This is a genomic window from Apibacter mensalis (assembly GCF_001418685.1).
In the GTDB taxonomy this organism is placed as follows: domain Bacteria; phylum Bacteroidota; class Bacteroidia; order Flavobacteriales; family Weeksellaceae; genus Apibacter; species Apibacter mensalis.
Map to the genome: position 1 here is coordinate 1 of NZ_LIVM01000008.1, position 21187 is coordinate 21187.

General features: G+C 33.3%; 12 protein-coding genes, 2 tRNA genes, 2 rRNA genes and 1 other RNA gene. 3 read left to right on the forward strand and 14 right to left on the reverse strand.

What is annotated here, in order from left to right:
- The 11 genes from ASC36_RS06540 to ffs all read right to left on the reverse strand — a co-directional run.
- Positions 1–1628, reverse strand: a 23S ribosomal RNA gene (locus ASC36_RS06540); the annotation flags it as partial.
- 122 nt (positions 1629–1750) lie between these two features.
- Positions 1751–1824: transfer RNA gene (locus tag ASC36_RS06545), tRNA-Ala, on the reverse strand.
- A gap of 10 nt (positions 1825–1834) precedes the next feature.
- Positions 1835–1911, reverse strand: a tRNA-Ile gene (locus ASC36_RS06550).
- Positions 1912–2110: 199 nt separating this feature from the next.
- Positions 2111–3629, reverse strand: a 16S ribosomal RNA gene (locus ASC36_RS06555).
- Positions 3630–4305: 676 nt separating this feature from the next.
- Positions 4306–4461, reverse strand: a complete 156-nt coding sequence (gene rpmH, locus ASC36_RS06560) for a 50S ribosomal protein L34 (RefSeq protein WP_055425699.1) — start codon at positions 4459–4461, stop codon at positions 4306–4308.
- 1190 nt (positions 4462–5651) lie between these two features.
- Positions 5652–6662 carry a type I glyceraldehyde-3-phosphate dehydrogenase gene (gap, locus tag ASC36_RS06565; RefSeq protein ID WP_055425700.1) on the reverse strand — a complete coding sequence of 337 codons (1011 nt, stop codon included), beginning with the start codon at positions 6660–6662 and terminating at the stop codon, positions 5652–5654.
- A gap of 43 nt (positions 6663–6705) precedes the next feature.
- Complete coding sequence (gene pfkA, locus ASC36_RS06570; protein ID WP_055425701.1) at positions 6706–7698, reverse strand: 6-phosphofructokinase; 993 nt, start codon at positions 7696–7698, stop codon at positions 6706–6708.
- A gap of 383 nt (positions 7699–8081) precedes the next feature.
- Positions 8082–9476: a class II fumarate hydratase gene (gene fumC, locus ASC36_RS06575; RefSeq protein WP_055425702.1), complete on the reverse strand. Its 1395-nt coding sequence runs from the start codon at positions 9474–9476 to the stop codon at positions 8082–8084.
- 101 nt (positions 9477–9577) lie between these two features.
- The gene (yidC, locus tag ASC36_RS06580) at positions 9578–11431 is read right to left on the reverse strand and encodes a membrane protein insertase YidC (protein WP_055425703.1); all 1854 of its coding nucleotides are present in this window, start codon (positions 11429–11431) and stop codon (positions 9578–9580) included.
- The gene (locus ASC36_RS06585; RefSeq protein ID WP_055425704.1) at positions 11409–13061 is read right to left on the reverse strand and encodes a CTP synthase; all 1653 of its coding nucleotides are present in this window, start codon (positions 13059–13061) and stop codon (positions 11409–11411) included. Before ASC36_RS06585 ends, yidC begins: the two co-directional genes overlap by 23 nt.
- Positions 13062–13123: 62 nt before the next feature.
- An RNA gene (ffs, locus tag ASC36_RS10535) (signal recognition particle sRNA small type) lies at positions 13124–13221 on the reverse strand.
- Positions 13222–13728: 507 nt separating this feature from the next.
- Here ffs and ASC36_RS06590 point away from each other — a divergent pair.
- Entirely contained in the window at positions 13729–14964 is a 1236-nt protein-coding gene (locus ASC36_RS06590) for a nucleoside permease (RefSeq protein WP_055425705.1), read from the forward strand.
- A gap of 26 nt (positions 14965–14990) precedes the next feature.
- Here the strand turns inward: ASC36_RS06590 and ASC36_RS06595 are convergent, their stop codons facing one another.
- The 3 genes from ASC36_RS06595 to ASC36_RS06605 all read right to left on the reverse strand — a co-directional run bounded on the left by ASC36_RS06595 (position 14991) and on the right by ASC36_RS06605 (position 18984).
- On the reverse strand, positions 14991–15554 hold the full coding sequence (locus ASC36_RS06595; protein WP_055425706.1) for a phosphatase PAP2 family protein: 564 nt from the start codon (positions 15552–15554) through the stop codon (positions 14991–14993).
- A complete protein-coding gene (locus ASC36_RS06600) occupies positions 15554–15847 on the reverse strand; it encodes a Sec-independent protein translocase subunit TatA/TatB (RefSeq protein WP_245630752.1) in 294 nt (97 codons plus the stop codon). Before ASC36_RS06600 ends, ASC36_RS06595 begins: the two co-directional genes overlap by 1 nt.
- A 269-nt stretch (positions 15848–16116) precedes the next feature.
- Positions 16117–18984: a protein translocase subunit SecDF gene (locus ASC36_RS06605; protein WP_055425707.1), complete on the reverse strand. Its 2868-nt coding sequence runs from the start codon at positions 18982–18984 to the stop codon at positions 16117–16119.
- A gap of 223 nt (positions 18985–19207) precedes the next feature.
- Between ASC36_RS06605 and ASC36_RS06610 the strand changes: the two genes are divergently transcribed.
- Together ASC36_RS06610 and ASC36_RS06615 are read left to right on the forward strand one after the other, a co-directional pair.
- Positions 19208–19756, forward strand: coding sequence for an L-threonylcarbamoyladenylate synthase (locus tag ASC36_RS06610; protein ID WP_055425796.1), 549 nt, complete (start codon positions 19208–19210; stop codon positions 19754–19756).
- 7 nt (positions 19757–19763) lie between these two features.
- Positions 19764–21182 (forward strand): CCA tRNA nucleotidyltransferase, encoded by a 1419-nt coding sequence (locus ASC36_RS06615; protein ID WP_055425708.1) that lies wholly within the window; start codon positions 19764–19766, stop codon positions 21180–21182.
- Positions 21183–21187 lie beyond the last annotated feature (5 nt).

Consider the following 21187-nt stretch of genomic DNA (forward strand, 5'->3'; position numbering starts at 1 on the left):
CACTCGAGCGCCTTAGGATACTCTCCTCATCCACCTGTGTCGGTTTTGGTACGGGCGCTGTAAACTTACCTTAGAAGTTTTTCTTGAGAGCTCTTACCTACACTATCCATTCCACCGTAGCTTCCTGGTACTTTCACATTCGGCATCCGAAACGCATTTTACTATCCCAGATTTACCTACTTGCTTTAACGTACTATTCCGTCAGTACGCGGTAGTGTCATTACTCTGTCACTCCATCGAATTTACAGCCGGTATCGGAATATTAACCGATTTCCCATCGATTACTCCTCTCGGATTCACCTTAGGTCCCGACTTACCCTCAGCTGATTAGCATAGCTGAGGAAACCTTGGATTTTCGGCGTGAAGGTTTCTCACCTTCATTATCGTTACTTATGCCTACATTTTCTTTTCTATACGCTCCACTTTAAGTCACCTTAAAGATTCTGCGCATATAGAATGCTCCCCTACCGAAATTTTAAATTTCGCATAGCTTCGGTAGTATACTTATGCCCGAGTATTATCCATGCCAAACCGCTCGACTAGTGAGCTGTTACGCACTCTTTAAATGAATGGCTGCTTCCAAGCCAACATCCTAGCTGTCCAGGCAGTCTGACCTCGTTTGTCCAACTTAGTATACATTTCGGGACCTTAGCTGTTGCTCTGGGTTCTTTCCCTCTCGGACATGGACCTTAGCACCCATGCCCTCACTGCTAAGAAACATATAATAGCATTCGGAGTTTGTCAGGATTTGGTAGGCGGTGAAACCCCCGCATCCAATCAGTAGCTCTACCTCTAGTATACTTCTCTTAACGCTGCACCTAAATGCATTTCGGGGAGTACGAGCTATCTCCCAGTTTGATTAGCCTTTCACCCCTATCCACAGGTCATCCGAAGACTTTTCAACGTCAACCGGTTCGGTCCTCCACTTTGTGTTACCAAAGCTTCAACCTGCCCATGGATAGATCACAAGGTTTCGCGTCTAATCCCACTAACTCCTCGCCCTTTTCAGACTCGCTTTCGCTCCGGCTCCGTAGCTGAACTACTTAACCTCGCTAGTGAAATTAACTCGTAGGCTCATTATGCAAAAGGCACGCCGTCACATCTTATTGATGCTCCGACCGCTTGTAGGCGTATGGTTTCAGGGTCTCTTTCATCTTTCTTTTCGAAATACTTTTCACCTTTCCCTCACGGTACTTGTTCGCTATCGGTCTTCAAGGAGTATTTAGCCTTGGAGGATGGTCCCCCCATATTCAGACAGGATTTCTCGTGTCCCGCCCTACTCTTTTTCATATGTATATAGATTTCACTTACGGGACTATCACCCTCTGCGGTTGTCCTTTCCAAAACATTCTGTTATCTATATAGATACTTTTGGGCTCTTCCGATTTCGCTCGCCACTACTCTCGGAATCTCTGTTGATTTCTTTTCCTCTTCCTACTTAGATGTTTCAGTTCGGAAGGTTTGCCTCCCCTTACGGGAATACTATACTCTTGTATAGTGGGTTGCCCCATTCAGATATCTGCGGATCATTTCGTGTGTGCCAATCCCCGCAGCTTTTCGCAGCTTACCACGTCTTTCTTCGCCTCTTGAAGCCTAGGCATCCGCCATACGCCCTTAACGATTTCTTTTCCTTAGCCTTTTATTGGCCGCTCGGTTTATTTTTTCTTATATAAAATCCCAATAATGTCAATGATCTTTATACAACACCGGTCCTATTTCTTTACTTATTACTGTTTTATTTAGAACCTTGTGGAGAATAAGGGAGTCGAACCCTTGACCTCCTGCGTGCAAGGCAGGCGCTCTAGCCAGCTGAGCTAATTCCCCTTCTTTCCCTTGGTAGTCTCAGGCAGACTCGAACTGCCGACCTCTACATTATCAGTGTAGCGCTCTAACCGGCTGAGCTATGAGACTGATTGATTCTTAATTCTCCTCTTTCGCTCCTTCACTCTCTCTTGTCTTACCTTATACTGCAGGGGCTTCTAAGGGGGTGTTATATATCTTTTTTGTTCTAACTTATTGCTTACTCTTTTTTATTCTAATAAAGTAGGAAACACCTGGAAGTCCTAAATCCTCTCGATAATTGTACCTGATTATTGACTTTTTACTCTAAAAAAGAGATGTTCCAGCCGCACCTTCCGGTACGGCTACCTTGTTACGACTTAGCCCCAGTCACTAGTTTTACCCTAGGCAGCTCCTTTTACGGTCACCGACTTCAGGTACCCCCAGCTTCCATGGCTTGACGGGCGGTGTGTACAAGGCCCGGGAACGTATTCACCGCAGCATGGCTGATCTGCGATTACTAGCGATTCCAGCTTCATAGAGTCGAGTTGCAGACTCCAATCCGAACTGAGACCGGCTTTTGAGATTCGCATCCGGTTACCCGGTAGCTGCCCTCTGTACCGGCCATTGTAGCACGTGTGTGGCCCAGGGCGTAAGGGCCGTGATGATTTGACGTCATCCCCACCTTCCTCGCGGTTTGCACCGGCAGTCTCATTAGAGTTCCCGACTTCACTCGATGGCAACTAATGATAAGGGTTGCGCTCGTTATAGGACTTAACCTGACACCTCACGGCACGAGCTGACGACAACCATGCAGCACCTTGAAAATTGTCCGTAGAAATACTTATTTCTAAGTACGTCAATCTCCATTTAAGCCCTGGTAAGGTTCCTCGCGTATCATCGAATTAAACCACATGCTCCACCGCTTGTGCGGGCCCCCGTCAATTCCTTTGAGTTTCAACCTTGCGGTCGTACTCCCCAGGTGGGATACTTATTACTTTCGCTTAGTCACTGAGGTTGCCCCCAACAACGAGTATCCATCGTTTACGGCGTGGACTACCAGGGTATCTAATCCTGTTCGCTCCCCACGCTTTCGTCCATCAGCGTCAATCGGTATTTAGTAACCTGCCTTCGCAATCGGGGTTCTGTGTAATATCTATGCATTTCACCGCTACACTACACATTCCAGCTACTTCAATACTATTCAAGATTAACAGTATCAACGGCAGTTCTACAGTTAAGCTGCAGGTTTTCACCGCTGACTTATCAACCCGCCTACGGACCCTTTAAACCCAATAAATCCGGATAACGCTCGCATCCTCCGTATTACCGCGGCTGCTGGCACGGAGTTAGCCGATGCTTATTCGTATGGTACCTTCAGAACATTACTCGTAATGTGGTTTATTCCCATACAAAAGAAGTTTAAAACCCATAGGGCTGTCGTCCTTCACGCGGGATGGCTGGATCAGGCTCTCACCCATTGTCCAATATTCCTCACTGCTGCCTCCCGTAGGAGTCTGGTCCGTATCTCAGTTCCAGTGTGGGGGTTCACCCTCTCAGGCCCCCTAAGGATCATCGCCTTGGTAAGCCGTTACCTTACCAACTAACTAATCCTACGCATGCCTATCTGTATCCGATAAATCTTTTAATATCACTCAATGCTGTGTAATATGTTATCCGGTATTAATCCGAGTTTCCTCGGGCTATCCCAGTGATACAGGTAAGTTGCATACGCGTTACGCACCCGTTCGCCGGTCTCTCTTGAAGCAAGCTCCAAAATACCCCTCGGCTTGCATGTGTTAGGCCTCCCGCTAGCGTTCATCCTGAGCCAGGATCAAACTCTCCATTGTAATTTCTTCTTAAATTATCAATTTCATGGCCTCATATCCTCAAAAGAATCTTCCTTTAACTTCCAGGTTGTGTTTTGCTACTTTTTCTTTCGTAAGCTTTGTTATAAACTTTTTTATTTCAACGATCTTTATGCTCGTTCAGGTACTCTCTCTTCTCTTTTCTCTCTTCGTTATTCCTGACTTGCGGATGCAAAGATAGTTACTTTTTTTTTCTTCGCAAGTTTTTTTTAATCTTTTTTTCTTAAATACTTTGCCTAACCCAGACCTCTTAACCCTAAATTAACTAGTTTTCAATTGTTTATATTCTGTATATACCTTAAACTTTTTTTTCGTGTTCGGGAGTTTTATTAGTTTTTTCCCTCCTTTTTTAATTAATTCCTCGTTTTTTGTTAACTTTTTTTATCCGGTTGGTTGTAATGTATCTTGTACATACTATTTAGTTTTCAGGTATGGCACTAGATATTTTTATTATTAGTTTGTAATTCTTTGTTTCTATATCTTATACGCCTCATATACTATTCTTAAGTTCTTTTTTTAAGAATTATTTTTTTAGTTAACTTAAGGGTCATCTAAAGCTTATAAGTTTTGATCCTAAATACAAATTATTACACAATAAAAAAGACTGCTAATTTCATAAAAAAGCAGTCTTTTAAATTTTCAGATATGTTCTAGCAGATTATCTTTTAGCTCTATATTCGCTAACAGTTAGTTGCTTTCTTCCTTTTGCTCTACGTCTTGCTAAAACTTTTCTTCCGTTAGCTGATGCCATTCTTTCACGAAAACCATGCTTGTTTCTTTTCTTTCTTTCTGAAGGTTGAAATGTACGTTTCATCGGTTGTTATCTTATATCTTTATATTCGTTAATCTTTTTCGAGGTTGCAAAGATACTATTTATTTTTTATATTCCTATTTTTAATTATTTTTTTATGCAAAAAATTTTGGATGTATAACACTAAAATGAAATGTATTAAAAAACATACATTTAAAAAACATTTAATGATAAATTAAAAACCTTTTTACTAAAAGGTTTTATTTTTATTCACCTATTTTAATCGATTTGTTATATTTTATGAATTATTTAGTTGTATAAATTCTTTAGGGGTTATAGATTATTTTCTTTCATTTAAAAAAATTCCGATTTAATTTTCCCGGTTGAGTATATATTGCCGCCTGGTGTTTTGATAATTTTTTAAATTCTTTGGGGATGTATAATGATCACTTTTATTCGGTATATTCTTCTTCATATTCGTCCAGAAAAGCTTTATAATTTTATGCACCATTTTATAGAAATGGGATTGTGTTTGCTATTTGAGAACAATCCATTTAGTATGAGTTTTGTCCGTAACGATTCACAAATTTTGTTTTCCTTTATGATGTTTTTTAGTGAATTAAATAGGATTTAAACGTTTGGTAAGTTGGTCTAAAACATACCGGGTTGGTAGGTAAGTTATATGTGCAATTATGTTTTTTATTTACTATTTTATTTCATTGAAATTTTTCATATCGGTTGTAGGAGATATTAATACGTCTTTTGAACTTTTACTCATCCGTCCGTTCTGATTCCAGCTGTATAGCAACTTGCAATAAGCAGAAACTTTTTGTTTTCTAATTAATTTTACTCCTAAGGAATATTAAATTAGTAATTATAATACATCGTTTTCTATAACAAATTTACAACTAACTCAAAAAGTTATGTTTTTTGTCTGTTTTCATAAAAGGTAAACTATATTGAACAAATAAGAATATTTATGGTAGAATTTATATATTAAAAAAAAGGGTTATAGAGCCGTTATAATCCTATAAAAATAATAAGGTAATATATGATATTTACTAATAAATTTTAATAATTTCTTCTTACTAGCATATTTTTATGTACGGTTTCAGAAGAATTAATTTCTAACTTACATTTGTTCATTGATTACTTTTGTTCCACATTTAATATTCTTTATATTTTTTCCAATAAAAAAAAGCTATCATAAAAAGATAGCTTTTTCAATTCATTATAAAGTAACAATATGGATTTTACCCGTTAATTTTAGCGATTCTTTGAATTAATTCAACAACTTTATTAGAATATCCCCACTCATTGTCATACCAGCTTACTACTTTAACAAAAGTAGGACTTAACTGTATACCTGCTTTTGCATCAAAGATTGAAGTACGCGGATCTGTAATAAAATCTGAAGATACAACTTCTTCATCAGTATACCCTAATATTCCTTTTAATTCACCTTCAGATGCTTCTTTCATTGCTTTACAGATTTCATCATAAGTTGCTTCTTTAGCTAAATTTACTGTTAAATCAACTACAGAAACGTCTAAAGTAGGTACACGGAATGCCATACCTGTTAATTTCCCGTTTAATGATGGAATTACTTTTCCTACAGCTTTTGCTGCTCCTGTTGAAGATGGAATTATATTTCCTGAAGCTGCTCTACCTCCTCTCCAATCTTTTGCTGATGGTCCGTCAACTGTTTTTTGAGTTGCAGTGGTAGCGTGAACTGTTGTCATTAAACCTTCTAAAATACCAAATTTATCATGTAATACTTTAACAACTGGAGATATACAGTTTGTTGTACAAGATGCATTGGAAATAAATTGAGTTCCTTTTACATAGGTATGATCATTTACTCCGCATACAAACATAGGCGTGTCATCTTTAGATGGTGCAGACATAACTACATATTTTGCTCCTGCATCGATATGTCCTTGTGCTTTATCTTTTGAAAGGAATAAACCTGTTGATTCTACTATATATTCTGCTCCAATATCCCCCCATTTAAGGTCTGCCGGATTTTTTTCAGAAGTTACTCTAATTGCATTTCCATTTACTACTAATTTTCCGTCTTTAACTTCAATCGTTCCATCGAATTTACCATGAACGGTATCATATTTTAGCATATAAGCCATGTATTCAACATCAATAAGGTCATTAATTCCTACAACTTCAATATTTTCATTATGTTGAGCCGCACGAAATACTAATCGCCCTATACGCCCAAAACCATTAATACCAATTTTAATTTTTGACATAATACTTTACTTTTTTAAGTTTCTAATTTAATTTTAATTTTGTTTATGTAGATAGGATATCAGCTACTTTAATAAGATCCTTATCTATTTCATTATGTTTTTTGATTGCTTCTTCTATAGGGGTAAAGACAATCTTACTTGATTGCATACCCGCCATAACATTAGATTTACCTGCCATTAATCCTTCAACTGCTGCAACACCTAATCTGGATGCCAACACTCTGTCAGCAACTGTGGGTGATCCTCCTCTTTGAATATGACCTAAAACCGTAACTTTTACATCAAATTCAGGATATTTCATTTTAGTGAATTTTGCTAAGTCATACACCCCTCCTAATTTTTCTCCTTCTGCTACGACTACAATACTGGATGTTTTCCCTTTTTGCTTTGCGTTTTCAAAAGATGAAAATAGATCTTCAATACTATCTTTCTGTTCAGGAATAAGTATATCTAACGCTCCGGTCGCTATACCGCTATTTAAAGCGATAAATCCGGCATCTCTTCCCATAACTTCTACGAAGAATACTCTATTATGTGATGTTGCTGTATCTCGAATTTTATCAATTGCATCAACAACAGTATTTAGCGCAGTATCATATCCTAAGGTGAAGTCCGTACCAAATATGTCGTTATCAATTGTTCCGGGAATACCAATAAAAGGTATTCCTTGTTCTTTTTGAAAGATAGTTCCTCCTGTAAACGAACCATCACCCCCTATAACTACTAATGCATCAATATTATGTTTTTTAACTGTTTCTGCTGCTTTACTTCTTCCTTCAACTGTTCTGAATTCTTCAGAACGAGCGGATTTAAGTTCTGTCCCTCCCCTGTTTATTAAGTTTCTTACTGATCGAGGTCCTAAATCCACAACCATATCATTAATCAATCCATCATATCCCATTCTTATTCCACTGCATTCTATTCCATAATAATTAGAAGCTCTTACAACTGATCTTATGGCAGCATTCATTCCCGGAGAATCCCCTCCTGAGGTTAAGACACCTATTTTCTTAATTTTATTTGTGTTTTTAGACATGTTTTTTATATAGATTTTACATTCTAACTAAGATCATACAAATATACTAACCATTTATGGATTTTGCATTAAGAAAAGGATATATATAATAAAATATATATCATGTTATTTTATATTGATTTAAAATTAAATTTTTCTTAATTTTGTAGCTATCTTACCTTAATTTTAAGGTGAATCTGAATGCTTACTTTATATCCACACGTTTTTAAATCAGATACATTTAGAAGCTATAAATATGTATATTGGTATTAATAAAGTTCAACTTTTTATATCTCAAAAATAATACCACATTAGTCTATAATACTACATTTATGCAGCTTCAGGAACTTATGATTTAAGAAATTCTTTGATCTCAGATTTTAATTCGATTAAATTGTCATTTATTATTTTAAACTTCCAACCATGTCTTCCGGCTTAACCCATTGATCAAATTGTTCGGAAGTCACTAATCCTAAATTAATTGCTTCTTCTTTTAAAGTAGTTCCGTTTTTATGTGCTGTCTTTGCAATTTTTGCAGCATTTTCATAACCTATATGTGTATTTAAGGCTGTTACCAACATTAGTGAATTATTTACTAATTCTTTAATTCTTGAATAATTAGGCTCAATTCCTATGGCACAATGATCGTTGAAAGAATTACAAGCATCTCCTAATAGTTGAGCTGATTGTAAAAAATTAAACGCCATTACCGGTTTAAAAACATTAAGTTCATAGTTTCCTTGAGTTCCTGAGAAAGAAATGGTTGTATCATTCCCCAATACTTGAGCACAAACCATGGTCATTGCTTCATTTTGTGTAGGATTTACTTTACCTGGCATTATGGAAGATCCGGGCTCGTTTTCCGGAATTAACAATTCACCTATTCCACTTCTAGGTCCGGAAGCTAATAATCGTATGTCTTGTGCTATCTTAAATAGTGACACGGCTAATTGTTTTAAAGCTCCATGTGTTTCAACTATAGCATCATGAGCTGCTAATGCTTCAAATTTATTAGGGGCAGTAACAAATGGTAACCCTGTAAATTTAGAAATATATTCTGCAACTTTGATATCATAACCTTTAGGGGTATTTAAACCGGTACCTACAGCAGTTCCTCCCAAAGCTAATTCTGATAAATGAGTTAAGGTATTTTTTATAGCTTTTATTGCATGATCTAATTGGGCTACATAACCGGAAAATTCCTGTCCTAAAGTTAAAGGAGTTGCATCCATTAAGTGGGTTCTTCCTATTTTTACGACATCTTTAAATTTTTCTGATTTTTTTAGTAATGTATTTTTTAATTTTTCAACTGCAGGTAATGTATATGTTAACACTTTTTTATAGGCTGCTATATGCATTGCTGTAGGAAATGTATCGTTTGAAGACTGAGACTTATTTACATCGTCATTGGGATGGATCAAACTTTTTTCTCCTAATTTGCCTCCTCCTAATACCAACGCTCGATTGGATATTACTTCATTTACATTCATATTAGATTGTGTTCCCGAACCAGTTTGCCAAATAACTAATGGAAATTGGTCGTCTAAATCTCCATTGTTAATTTCGTCACATACTTTGGCAATTAAGTCTCTTTTTTCTAAAGGCAATACTCCTAAATCCGCATTAGCATAAGCTGCTGCTTTTTTTAAATATGCAAATGCTTCAATAATCTCTTTAGGCATAGATCCTTCTGCACCTATCTTAAAATTATTTCTTGATCTTTCAGTTTGGGCTCCCCAATATTTATCACTGGGAACTTGAACTTCTCCCATAGTATCTTTCTCTACACGGTAATTCATGGTAAGTTTATTTTTATTTTATATAATCATTTCAAAAATCATACAAAAATAAAAAATCAGCCTTTTTGGCTGATTTTTTATCTATATTATTATGATTGATCTTACTTTTTCTTATTTTTATTTTGATTCAATTTTTGCTCCTGAATCTGCTTTTGTTGTTCTTGGGCTTGTTCCAACATGGATTGCATTTTTTGCTGCCATTTACTTTTTTTCTTGCCGGGCTTAGTTTTATGCTCTTGCATCTTAGCATGTAATTTTTCTTCATTAATCATAAAGTTTTTAATTAGTAAGATTAAAAGTATGTTAATGGCATTGGATACCAAATAATACCAAGAGAGTCCTGAAGCATAGGAATTTAACCAAAATATAAACATAACCGGCATTATATACATCATAAATCTCATATCCGGCATGCCTTCTTGTGTGGGTGCCTGCATAGTAGAGGTAGACATTTTAGTATAAATTAATAATACTAAACAATATAATATCGTAAACAAACTTATATGATTTCCGTAAATACTTGATAAAATCGGAATATGTGTTGCCCACTCATAAATGGAATCGTAAGCGGTTAAATCATCTGCCCAAAGGAAAGACTGCCCCCTTAAAGCTATATTATTAGGGAAAAACCTAAATAATGAATAAAAAATAGGTATTTGTATTAATGCCGGCAAACATCCTGCTAATGGATTGACACCTACTTTTCTATATAAATCCATGGTAGCTTGTTGCTTTTTGATTGGATCTGAATTTTTATGTTTTTCATTCAATTCATCAATTTCCGGTTTTAATATTCGCATTTTCGCTCCTTGGATGTATTGCTTATACATTATAGGAGAAGTAACCAATTTTACAACAATGGTCATCAAGAAAATAATCCAACCTGCTGCAATACCAAATTTTGAAAGAAACTCATAAATCCATAAATAAAATATACAAAGCCATTTCATCCATCCAAATGGAATGTTGTATGAAAATTGTTTACTGTCTCCGTTATCGGCTTTGTATGACTTCAATAAATCATAATCTAAGGGAAGAAAATTCCAAGTATATTTTTGATTGATCTCTCCTTGCTGTATAGGTACTATACTTGTAAAGGTAAAATTTTTAAGATAGTTCGGATTATCTCTTTCTGCTTCTTGTGTACCTTTAGATTTGTAAAATCCGTTTTGTGCTTCTAAAATTGTTGAAAAAAATTGTTGTTTAACACTGATCCAATCTATTTTATCTTTATCTTCTGTAAATCCATTAGTATCATAATCGGTCTGGGAATAATCATTTAAACTGTATCTGAATTCTGTATAGGTGGTTTCTTGTGATTTTCCTTTTTCAAGTGCAATTGCATTATGATTCCAATATAAGGTTGCATCTTGCTGGGTGGTTATTTTTGATAATCCTTTAGATACTACTTGAAAATCTAAGGAATATTTCCCTTTCAATGTATAACGAAATTGAATAAAACTATTATCCTCCAAATTTGCTGTAAAAGCGGTTATATTTCCTTCTGTTGATGGAGTAAATATCAAATCTCTGGTATTAATAATTTTACCATCCTTATTTTTAAATGATATATTAAAGTCCGTATTATATTCATTTACAAGATATAAAGCTTTTTTATGAAGGGAAGTATCCTTATCATATGCCGTCCATTTTTTTAAACGTACTTCTCGTAGTTGTGCTCCTTGTGTGCTTACTTTAACATCAATTTCATCATTTGAAAAAGTTAATAATTCTATTTTTGCTTGAGCAAGTGAGTCTAACTTTACTGGTCTTGGCTTATTATTGATAGCCTGAAATGTTTCTTCAGTTTTAATTTGATTTTGTTCTGATTTTTGCGCTTCATCAATCGCTTTTTTTTGTTGATTATTGGAATAAACTAAAAATCCAATTAAAATAATCCCTATAAGAATAAAACCAATCAGCTGGTTTTTATCAAATTTGCTTTCTTGTTGCATTCTTTACTTTGTTTATCTGATAATTTTGAGATGCTTTAACTAATGCTAAAAATAACGGGTGGGGAGAAGCTACTGTACTTTTGTATTCCGGATGGTATTGTACTCCTATAAAAAACGGATGGTCTTTTACTTGTATTACTTCTACCAACCCTGTATCAGGATTGGTTCCAATGGCTTCCAACCCATGGCTTTCAAACTCACTTATATATTCACTGTTAAGCTCGTATCTGTGTCTATGTCTTTCTTCTATATTTTGTGCATTATAGATTTTTTCTGCTATTGAGCCCTTTTTAAGTTTACATGCCCATGCTCCCAATCGCATGGTTCCCCCTTTATTAGAGACATTTTTTTGTTCTTCCATTAAACATATAACCGGAGCCGAAGTTTGCAAATTGAATTCAACACTATCCGCATCTTTATATCCTAGTACATTTCTAGCATATTCTATGACCGCAATTTGCATACCCAAACAAATTCCAAATACAGGTATCTTATTAATCCTGGCATATTGACAAGCTACTATTTTCCCTTCAATCGCTCGATCTCCAAAACCGGGTGCAATAATAACTCCTTCAACTCCTTTTAAATGATCGGAAATATTTTCATAGGTAAGATCCCCACTGTATATCCAACGAATATTTACTTTCGTTTCTAGGGTAGATCCTGCATGGATTAGTGCTTCAACAATAGATTTATAGGAATCTTGAAGTGAAACATATTTTCCTACTAAGGCTATTTCAACATTACTCTTAGGATTCTTATATTTATCTAGAAAATCATTCCATTGTTTTAAATCCGGTTTCTTATCTGTAGATAAACCTAATTCTTTTAATGCTAATGCATCAAAATTTTGGTTTTGTAAATATAATGGAACTTCATAGATTGTGGGAAGATCTATACTTTCAATTACATTATCTATATTAAGATTACAGAACAAGGCTAATTTAGATCGTACTTCTTTGGAAATTGAACATTCGGTTCTACAAACCAGAAAATTGGTTTGTACTCCATATTCCATGAGCTGACGTACGGAATGTTGAGAAGGTTTTGTTTTTAATTCGCCACTGGCTGCCAGATAGGGAATTAAAGTCAGATGTACGACAATCGAATTTTGATATCCTAATTCCCAACGTAATTGACGTACACTTTCTATATAGGGCAATGATTCAATATCTCCTACGGTTCCGCCAATTTCTGTAATAATGATATCAAAATCTCCTTTTTTCCCTAAAATTTTAATTCTTCTTTTAATCTCATTAGTAATGTGAGGAATTACCTGTACTGTTTTCCCTAAAAAGTCCCCTCTTCTTTCTTTATTAATAACAGTTTGGTAAATTTTACCGGTAGTAATATTGTTATCTTTGCTGGTAGGACTATTTAAAAATCTTTCGTAATGTCCTAAATCCAAATCGGTTTCTGCTCCGTCCTCAGTCACATAGCATTCTCCATGCTCATAGGGATTTAGCGTTCCCGGATCAATATTTATATATGGATCCAGTTTTTGAATAGTTACTTTATAACCTCTAGCTTTTAGAAGCATACCCAAGGATGCTGCGACAATTCCCTTTCCAAGTGAAGAAGTAACACCACCTGTAATAAATATATACTTTGGAGAAGATTGGTCAGACATAATTTTAAAATTTAGAATAATATAGTTTATATAGTTTAGAAAGCTCAGTCAGTACCAATAAAAAAAGGCAAGCTACCTGCATCACACCGCTACAACCGTTTACCTTTGCTGCGTTCCCACCCTGGAGGATTCACAGGAGCTGGTTGTGCAGGACTTGCCTGTGCAAAAGTATAACTTTTTGTAAATAATACAAAATTATATAACTTTTTTGAAAAAATTTTTACAGTCGTTTTTTAAACTTATAGTATTAACATTATGAATTTTTGGTTAATTAATTAATAAGTCTGTTTATAATAAAATGAATTTTATCTTTTTAACGTTTGAAAAAAATATTTATATAGATAAAATAGAAGAATGTTCACTAATGAATAATTTTATTTTTAAATGTAATGATTTTTTAAATTAACTTCGTATCAATTTTATATTAGATTTAGTCAGATTGTTCATTAATTACATTACTATATTATTTAAAATATTTTCAATATTACCTTTTATTAAACCAATAAACTCACCCATAGTATATTATTTTGTAGTGTTTTATTAATACTGTTTATAAAAGATGAATAAATCTATCTTTTATCATTTACTATGACTCAAAATATCATTTATTTATCTTAATCACAAAAAATAATTACTATCTTAGCTACTGATCAAAATACTAAATGAGATGAGCATAAAATTACGATTAATTATTCTTGTTTTTCTTCAATATTATGTATGGGGAGCCTGGTTAATTTCTTTAGGAGGCTACGCTGGATTATCTATAAATGAAGGTGGATTAGGATTTACCGGAATTCAAATCGGAAGTTTATTCGCAACTATGGGCTTTACTTCTCTCTTTATGCCCGGTTTATTAGGTATAGTTGCCGACAGGTGGATAAATGCAGATAAAGTATTAGGAATAAGCCACATTCTTGCCGCTTTATTTATTTTTATGGCTTCTCAAGTTAAAGAATATCATATATTTTATCTTTTATTATTCTTGCATACCTGTTTCTATATGCCAACTATCTCATTGACCAATTCAGTTTCTTATAATGCTCTGGAAAAAAATGGTTTAAATTCGGTAACCGATTTTCCCCCGATACGGGTTTGGGGAACAATAGGTTTTATTGCAGCAATGTGGACCGTGGACTTTTTAGGTTTCGCCAGAAGTTCTGTTCAGCTTTTCATAAGTGCAGGAGCCGGGATTATCATGGCTTTATATTCTTTTACTATGCCTGCTGCACCTCCAACTAAAAATAATAATAACAAAGGTTTAATACATGCATTAGGTTTGGATGCTTTCGTCTTATTGAAAAATAAAAAAATGGCCATATTTTTCTTTTTTTGTATGTTATTAGGTTGTTCTCTTCAAATAACCAATGCTTTCGGAGGTCCATTTTTAGACAGTTTTAAGTCCACTTATCCCGATTCTTTTGGGGTCAAGCATCCTAATCTTTTACTGTCTATATCGCAAATATCTGAAACTTTATGTATCTTATTAATTCCTTTCTTTTTACAAAAATTTGGAATAAAAAAGGTGATCATGATTAGTATGTTTGCATGGTTTCTACGTTTCGGCCTTTTCGGAGTGGGAAATCCTGAAAATAAAATTTATCTTTTAATTTTATCCATGATTGTTTATGGGATGGCTTTTGATTTTTTCAACATATCAGGATCTTTATTTGTTGATAATGAAACCGATAAAAGTATGCGATCCAGTGCTCAAGGCCTATTTATGATTATGACTAATGGTTTGGGGGCTATTTTAGGAAGTTACGGAAGCGGATGGGTAGTAGAACATTTTACTGTTAATGGCATCACAAACTGGCCGCACGTTTGGTTTACTTTTGCAGCCTATTCATTAACCATTTTTATCATTTTCCCATTTGTCTTTAATCCTAAAAATACTTCAGAATAATTTGGAAAATACAATGATTGAATTTGTCAGATATTTCCCTTAAGAATATATTTTTGTGTTTTTGTAAATAACCACCCAATTAAAACACCTGTAAAAGCACCTGACAGAACATCCAAAGGAAAATGAACTCCAACATATATTCTGCTATAAGAAACTAAAGTAGCCCAAGAGAATAATAAAAGATATGAATATTTATAATCTTTATAAAAAAGAAAAGCAAGATAGGTAGCTAAGCTAAAAGAATTAGAAGCATGTGCGGAAAAATAACAATAGGAGCCCCTACATTTTTCGATTACTAGCCTAAACACTCCTTCTAATTCTGGATTTCTACAAGGTCTTGGACGCTGAATCCAATTTTTAACTAATGAAGATAGAGTATCGGTTAGAAGTATCATTAGTCCAATGCTTAAACCTATTAGGAAAACTTTTTTCCAACCGTATTTTTCTAAAATAATTAAAAATATGAGAAAATAAGTTGGAATCCAATAATATTCATTGGTAATAAATAACCAAAAGGAATCAAATTTAGGACTTCCTAAGTTATTTAAATATAAAAATAATTCTACATCCCATTTTATAACTCTCTCCATTAACTTCTTTTTATAGGACCGTCGAAAGTATCATCCATAATATCATTTAAATGATCAGTAACCTCATTTACTTTTTTATCCATAATTTTTTTAGATTCATTTATTTCATTTTCGATTTCTTTAACGGATCCGCTGTCATCAACTTGAGACATTATTTCTCTTTTTATATTATCAGTAGCATCTTTCATTGCGCGTACCCCCTGACCCAATCCTCTAGCTATTTCCGGTATTTTATCAGGACCGAATAATAAGACTACAACCAATAGTATAACTATAATTTCTCCAAAACTCACTGTATCTGCATTTATTTTTTACAAATTTACAACTTTCTCAAACGTATAGACCTATTAAAATATATTTTTAAATTACTCAATGAGAATCTACCATAAGTAATTTTAACTTACAATAAAAAATTTAAGAATAAAGTTTGAATAGATTAATAATTTTTAGCATATTAATTTTCTTCATATTCTAACATGACAGTTAAGATTTATTGGAAACAACTTATATTAAAAAAGGATCTTGATTACAAGATCCTTTTTTTAATGTGGTTTAAAAGCTATTATTTTATTGTTGATAATTTGGAATTTAAATTTTCTTTATTATAATTATATTTTGTTAAATCATAAGATAAAGATGAAGCTATGTATATGGATGAATACATGCCAAATGTAAATCCTAAAAATAAAGCAAACATAAATCCTTGTAAAGTTTCACCTCCAAAGAAGAAAATAATTACTGTTACCATAATTGTGGATATTCCTGTATTTATAGTTCTTCCTAACGTATGGTTAATTGCATCGTTATATAATTCTTCCAAAGTCATTAGGTGGTGAGCATTATTTTTCTTATTCTCTCTTATCCTATCGAACACAATAACGGTATCATTAATAGAATAACCTATGATGGTTAGAATGGCTGCAATAAATGATTGATCTATTTCCACAGAAAAAGGAATGATTTTTAACCAACTTAAGACTGAAAATGCTCCCATTACCACAATAGAATCATGCAATAAAGCAGCTACAGCACCGGTAGACATTTGCCAATTTCTGAATCTTACTAAGATGTAAATGAATATACCTGCCAATGCAATTGATACGGCGATTACTCCATTTCTAACGATGCCACTGGCTACCGTAGGTCCTACTTCAGAACTGGACTGTATGCCATAAGGGGTACCCTTTACGAAACTTTCTTTTGAATAATTAACGGGAAGATAATTTTTTAATCCTGCATATAATTTTTCACGAATTACCACATCTATATTAGGATCATTGCTATCCATTCCATATTTAGTGGTTATTCTTACTTGATTACCTTCTCCATACTTTTTAGCATTGATATTAGATGATTCGCCATCTGTTGTGAATAATTTTTCCAAAGATTCAGTAACTTCTTCAGGATAAATATTTTTTTCCAATTTTATTACATAAGTTCTTCCTCCCGTATAATCTACACCTTTATCAAATCCTTTGGTAAACATAGAAATTAGTGCAATGACCATTATGATTAATGAGAAAACATAAGCATATTTTCTTTTTTCCATCCATTTGAAATGAACATGGGTAAACCAGTTTTTAGTTATACTAGTAGATAAAGAAAAGTTTTTACCTTTTTCCATAGAACCATAAATAAGCATACTGGTAATGAATATGGCGGTAAATAAGGTACAGAAAATACCGATAACTAATGTAACAGCGAAACCTTTTATGGGTCCGGTACTAAATAAAAGTACGATACCTACAATTAATGTAGTTAAGTTGCCATCTATGATTGCTGCCAAAGCATGTTTCTGACCTTCAATAAAAGCTTGTTTTAAAGGCCTGCCTCTTCTAAGTTCTTCTTTAACCCTTTCAAAAATAATAATATTAGCATCTACAGCCATAGCCATTGAAAGGACAATACCTGCAATTCCGGGAAGAGTTAAAACTGCTCCCGTTGATGCCATAATACCTATTAAATAAAATAAATTTAATATTAAAGCTAAATTAGCATATAAACCCGCTTTTCCATAGTAGAAAATCATCCATCCCAAAATAAATAAGTACGATACAACTATAGATATTAATCCATTATTTATTGATTGTTGTCCCAAAGTTGGACCTACTATTTCTGATTGAATAATTTTTGCTTTTGCCGGAAGATTACCGGATTTCAAGACATCAACTAAATCATTGGCTTCTCTTTCTGTAAAGTTGCCGCTAATTACTGATTGACCATTAGGTATAACTGTATTCACATTAGGGGCAGTATAAACAACATCATCTAAAACCACTGCAATGGGTTTTCCTTTATTTTTTTCAGTCATGCTTTTCCAAAGCAAAGCACTTTCGGGACCCATTTGCATACTTATTTGTATTCTATTGAATTGATCGAAAGTTAAGCCAGCTTCTGTAACTGCTCCTACTAAAGGAGCTTTATTATTTTTAGTTCCCCGTATAGCGTATAATTCCAACTCATCTTTAGATTGAGAATCTGGCTTAGAAGCCCATAACAATTTAATATATCGTAAACCTATAGGTAATAATTTTTTAGATTTATCTGAATATATAACTTTATTAATTACTGCCGTATCCGATAATTTTGCAACTGCCAATGCGTTGGAACGATTGGATGGTCTCAATAAATTCGTTAATTTATTGTTGGCAACCTTTTGATTCAAATCCATTAAATACGACCAAGCAGCAGGTTGATCATATACTTCCCAAAATTCTAATCTTGCTGAAGTCTGAAGTAATTTCTTTACTCGATCAGCATCTGTTACACCCGGCAGCTCCACTAATATCCTACCGGTTCCGGGCACACGTGCAATATTGGGCTCATCAATATTTAATTTCTTAATACGTGCTCTAATTACATCTATTGCTTTAGTAACTTTTGATTCAATAACTCCAGACAAATATTTTACAACCTGTTCATCTGTAGTATTATGTTGAATCTGGTTAGATAAATCTCTGGTACCAAAAACTTCAGGAGAGGATAATTTTAAATCCGGCTGATTCATTTCTGATTTAGCTGTTTGGAATGCTTTAAAGAAATTAGCTGTATAAGTATCTCTTGATTTAGTTTCTTCAGAAGTTGCAATGTCTAATGCCTTTCTAAATACCGGATTTTCTGAATTATCTGCTAAATCTAACAAAAGATCTTTTTCGGATATTTCTAATAAAAGATTCAATCCGCCTTTAAGATCCAAGCCTAACTTCATTTCATTCTTTTTAGCATCATAATAATTCATCTTGACTATTCCGAGATTCAAAGTATCTTTTGCTAATTTTTCTAGCTCAGCTTTTTTACTCGCCTCCGTTCCGTTAGATAAACTGTTTGCTTTAGATTCTATACGATGCACATATAATGTCGGAAATAATTCCGCCAAGCATATTAATCCAAGAACAATAGCAAAAAATTTAACAAGTCCTTTTCCTTTCATTGGTAAGTTTAATTATAAAAATTGTATTTTTTTGGTTTGCAAATATAACAGTCTATTCGATGACTGGCAATTATTTATATAATTTTTTGCTCATTAAATTCAATACATTCAATAATATGCATAAAATTTTAAAATATTCTTATAAATAAAAATTATAAAAATTATTTTTATAAAACTTTGCCGGTTTATATTTGTAATTTAAACAATTATGGAAAAAATAGATATTGAAAAAGCAGTTGAAATTTTAAAAAAAGGGGGAACAATTCTTTATCCTACTGATACCATATGGGGAATAGGATGCGATGCAACCAACGAAGAAGCCATTATAAATGTTTTCAAATTAAAAAAAAGGGATAAATCTAAAAATTTAATTATTTTGGTGGAATCTGAAAGAAGATTACAAGAATATGTTAATGTACCTTCATTAGCTTGGGATTTGATTGATTTATCAAAAAAACCTTTAACCATAATATATGATAACCCGCGAAACTTACCTGAAATACTAATTTCAGACAAAAATACCATAGGAATACGCTTAACACATGATCCTTTTTGTAAAGAATTAATTTCAAAACTTAATAAACCTTTAGTTTCAACTTCTGCAAACATTAGCGGTGAACCATCACCTGATAAATTTTCATCAATTTCTCCCAAAATTTTGGAAGGTGTAGATTATATAATAAATTTGCGACAAGAAGAGAATATGCAATTTTCATCATCTTCAATAATACAACTTTCTGAAGATGGACGAATTAAAGTAATTAGAGAATAAATACTAAATGAATTTAAGTCACGCAATACAAAACCCTATTTTTAAATTGATATCAAATGTTGTTACACTCAAAAAGCAACAAACTTTTGTTATCGGAGGCTTTGTTCGTGATTTTCTTCTCGATAGATCTAAAGTTAAAGATATTGATATTGTAACTGAAGGTAGTGGAATTGATTTGGCTTTATCAATTGCCGAAGAATTACAGTCAAAACCCAAAGTATCTATTTTTAAACGTTTTGGTACAGCTATGATACATATTAAGGATTATGATGTTGAATTTGTAGGTGCAAGGAAAGAAAGTTATTCTTTTGATAGTCGTAAACCATTTGTTGAAAAAGGTACTATTGAAGATGACCAAAATAGAAGGGATTTTACAATTAACACATTAGCAATATGTTTAAATGAAGAAAATTTTGGAGAATTGGTTGATCCATTTAATGGATTAGATGATTTAAAAAGAAAAATCATACGTACACCATTAGATCCAGAAATTACTTATTCTGATGATCCTTTGAGAATGATAAGAGCCATACGTTTTGCCACTCAATTAAACTTTACTATTGAAACATCTTCTTTTCTTGCGATTAAAGAAAATGCCGAACGATTTGATATTTTATCTAAGGAAAGAATTACCGATGAGTTTAATAAAATTATGATGTCTTCTCAGCCAAGTATTGGTCTGAAATTATTATATGAAACAAAACTTTTACGGCGATTTCTACCAGAACTAACGGATTTACAAGGAATTGAGGAAATTGAAGGTCAGAAACACAAAGATAACTTCTTTCATACACTTGAAGTAGTTGACAATATTAGTAAGACCACTTCAAATTTATGGTTAAGATGGGCAGCATTATTGCATGATATCGGTAAAGCTCGAACCAAAAAATTTGATAAAAAATTAGGCTGGACATTTCATTCCCATGAATTTGTAGGAAGCAAGATGATACTTTCTATTTTTAAAAGACTAAAATTACCTTTGGGCGACCCATTAAAATATGTTCAAAAATTAGTTCATAATAGTTCACGTCCTATATCACTTATCACAGATGATGCATCTGATAGTGCATTGAGAAGGTTATTATTTGATATGGGTGATGATATAGAAGATTTATTTTTACTTTGTAAAGCAGATATCACAACCAAAAATATAAAAAAACAAAAACGTTTTAAGCAAAATTTTGATTACGTTGAAGAAAAAATCAAAGAAGTCGAACAAAAAGATAAAATAAGGAATTTTCAGCCTCCTATTACCGGTCATGATATTATGGAAGCTTTTGAAATTTTGGAGGGCAAACAAATAGGTACTATCAAAGAAGCAATTAAAGAAGGAATATTAGAAGGCACTATTAAAAACGATTATAAAAACTCATACAACTATATGTTACAATTAGGAAAAAAATTAAATTTAAAACGTAAAAACTAGACTAT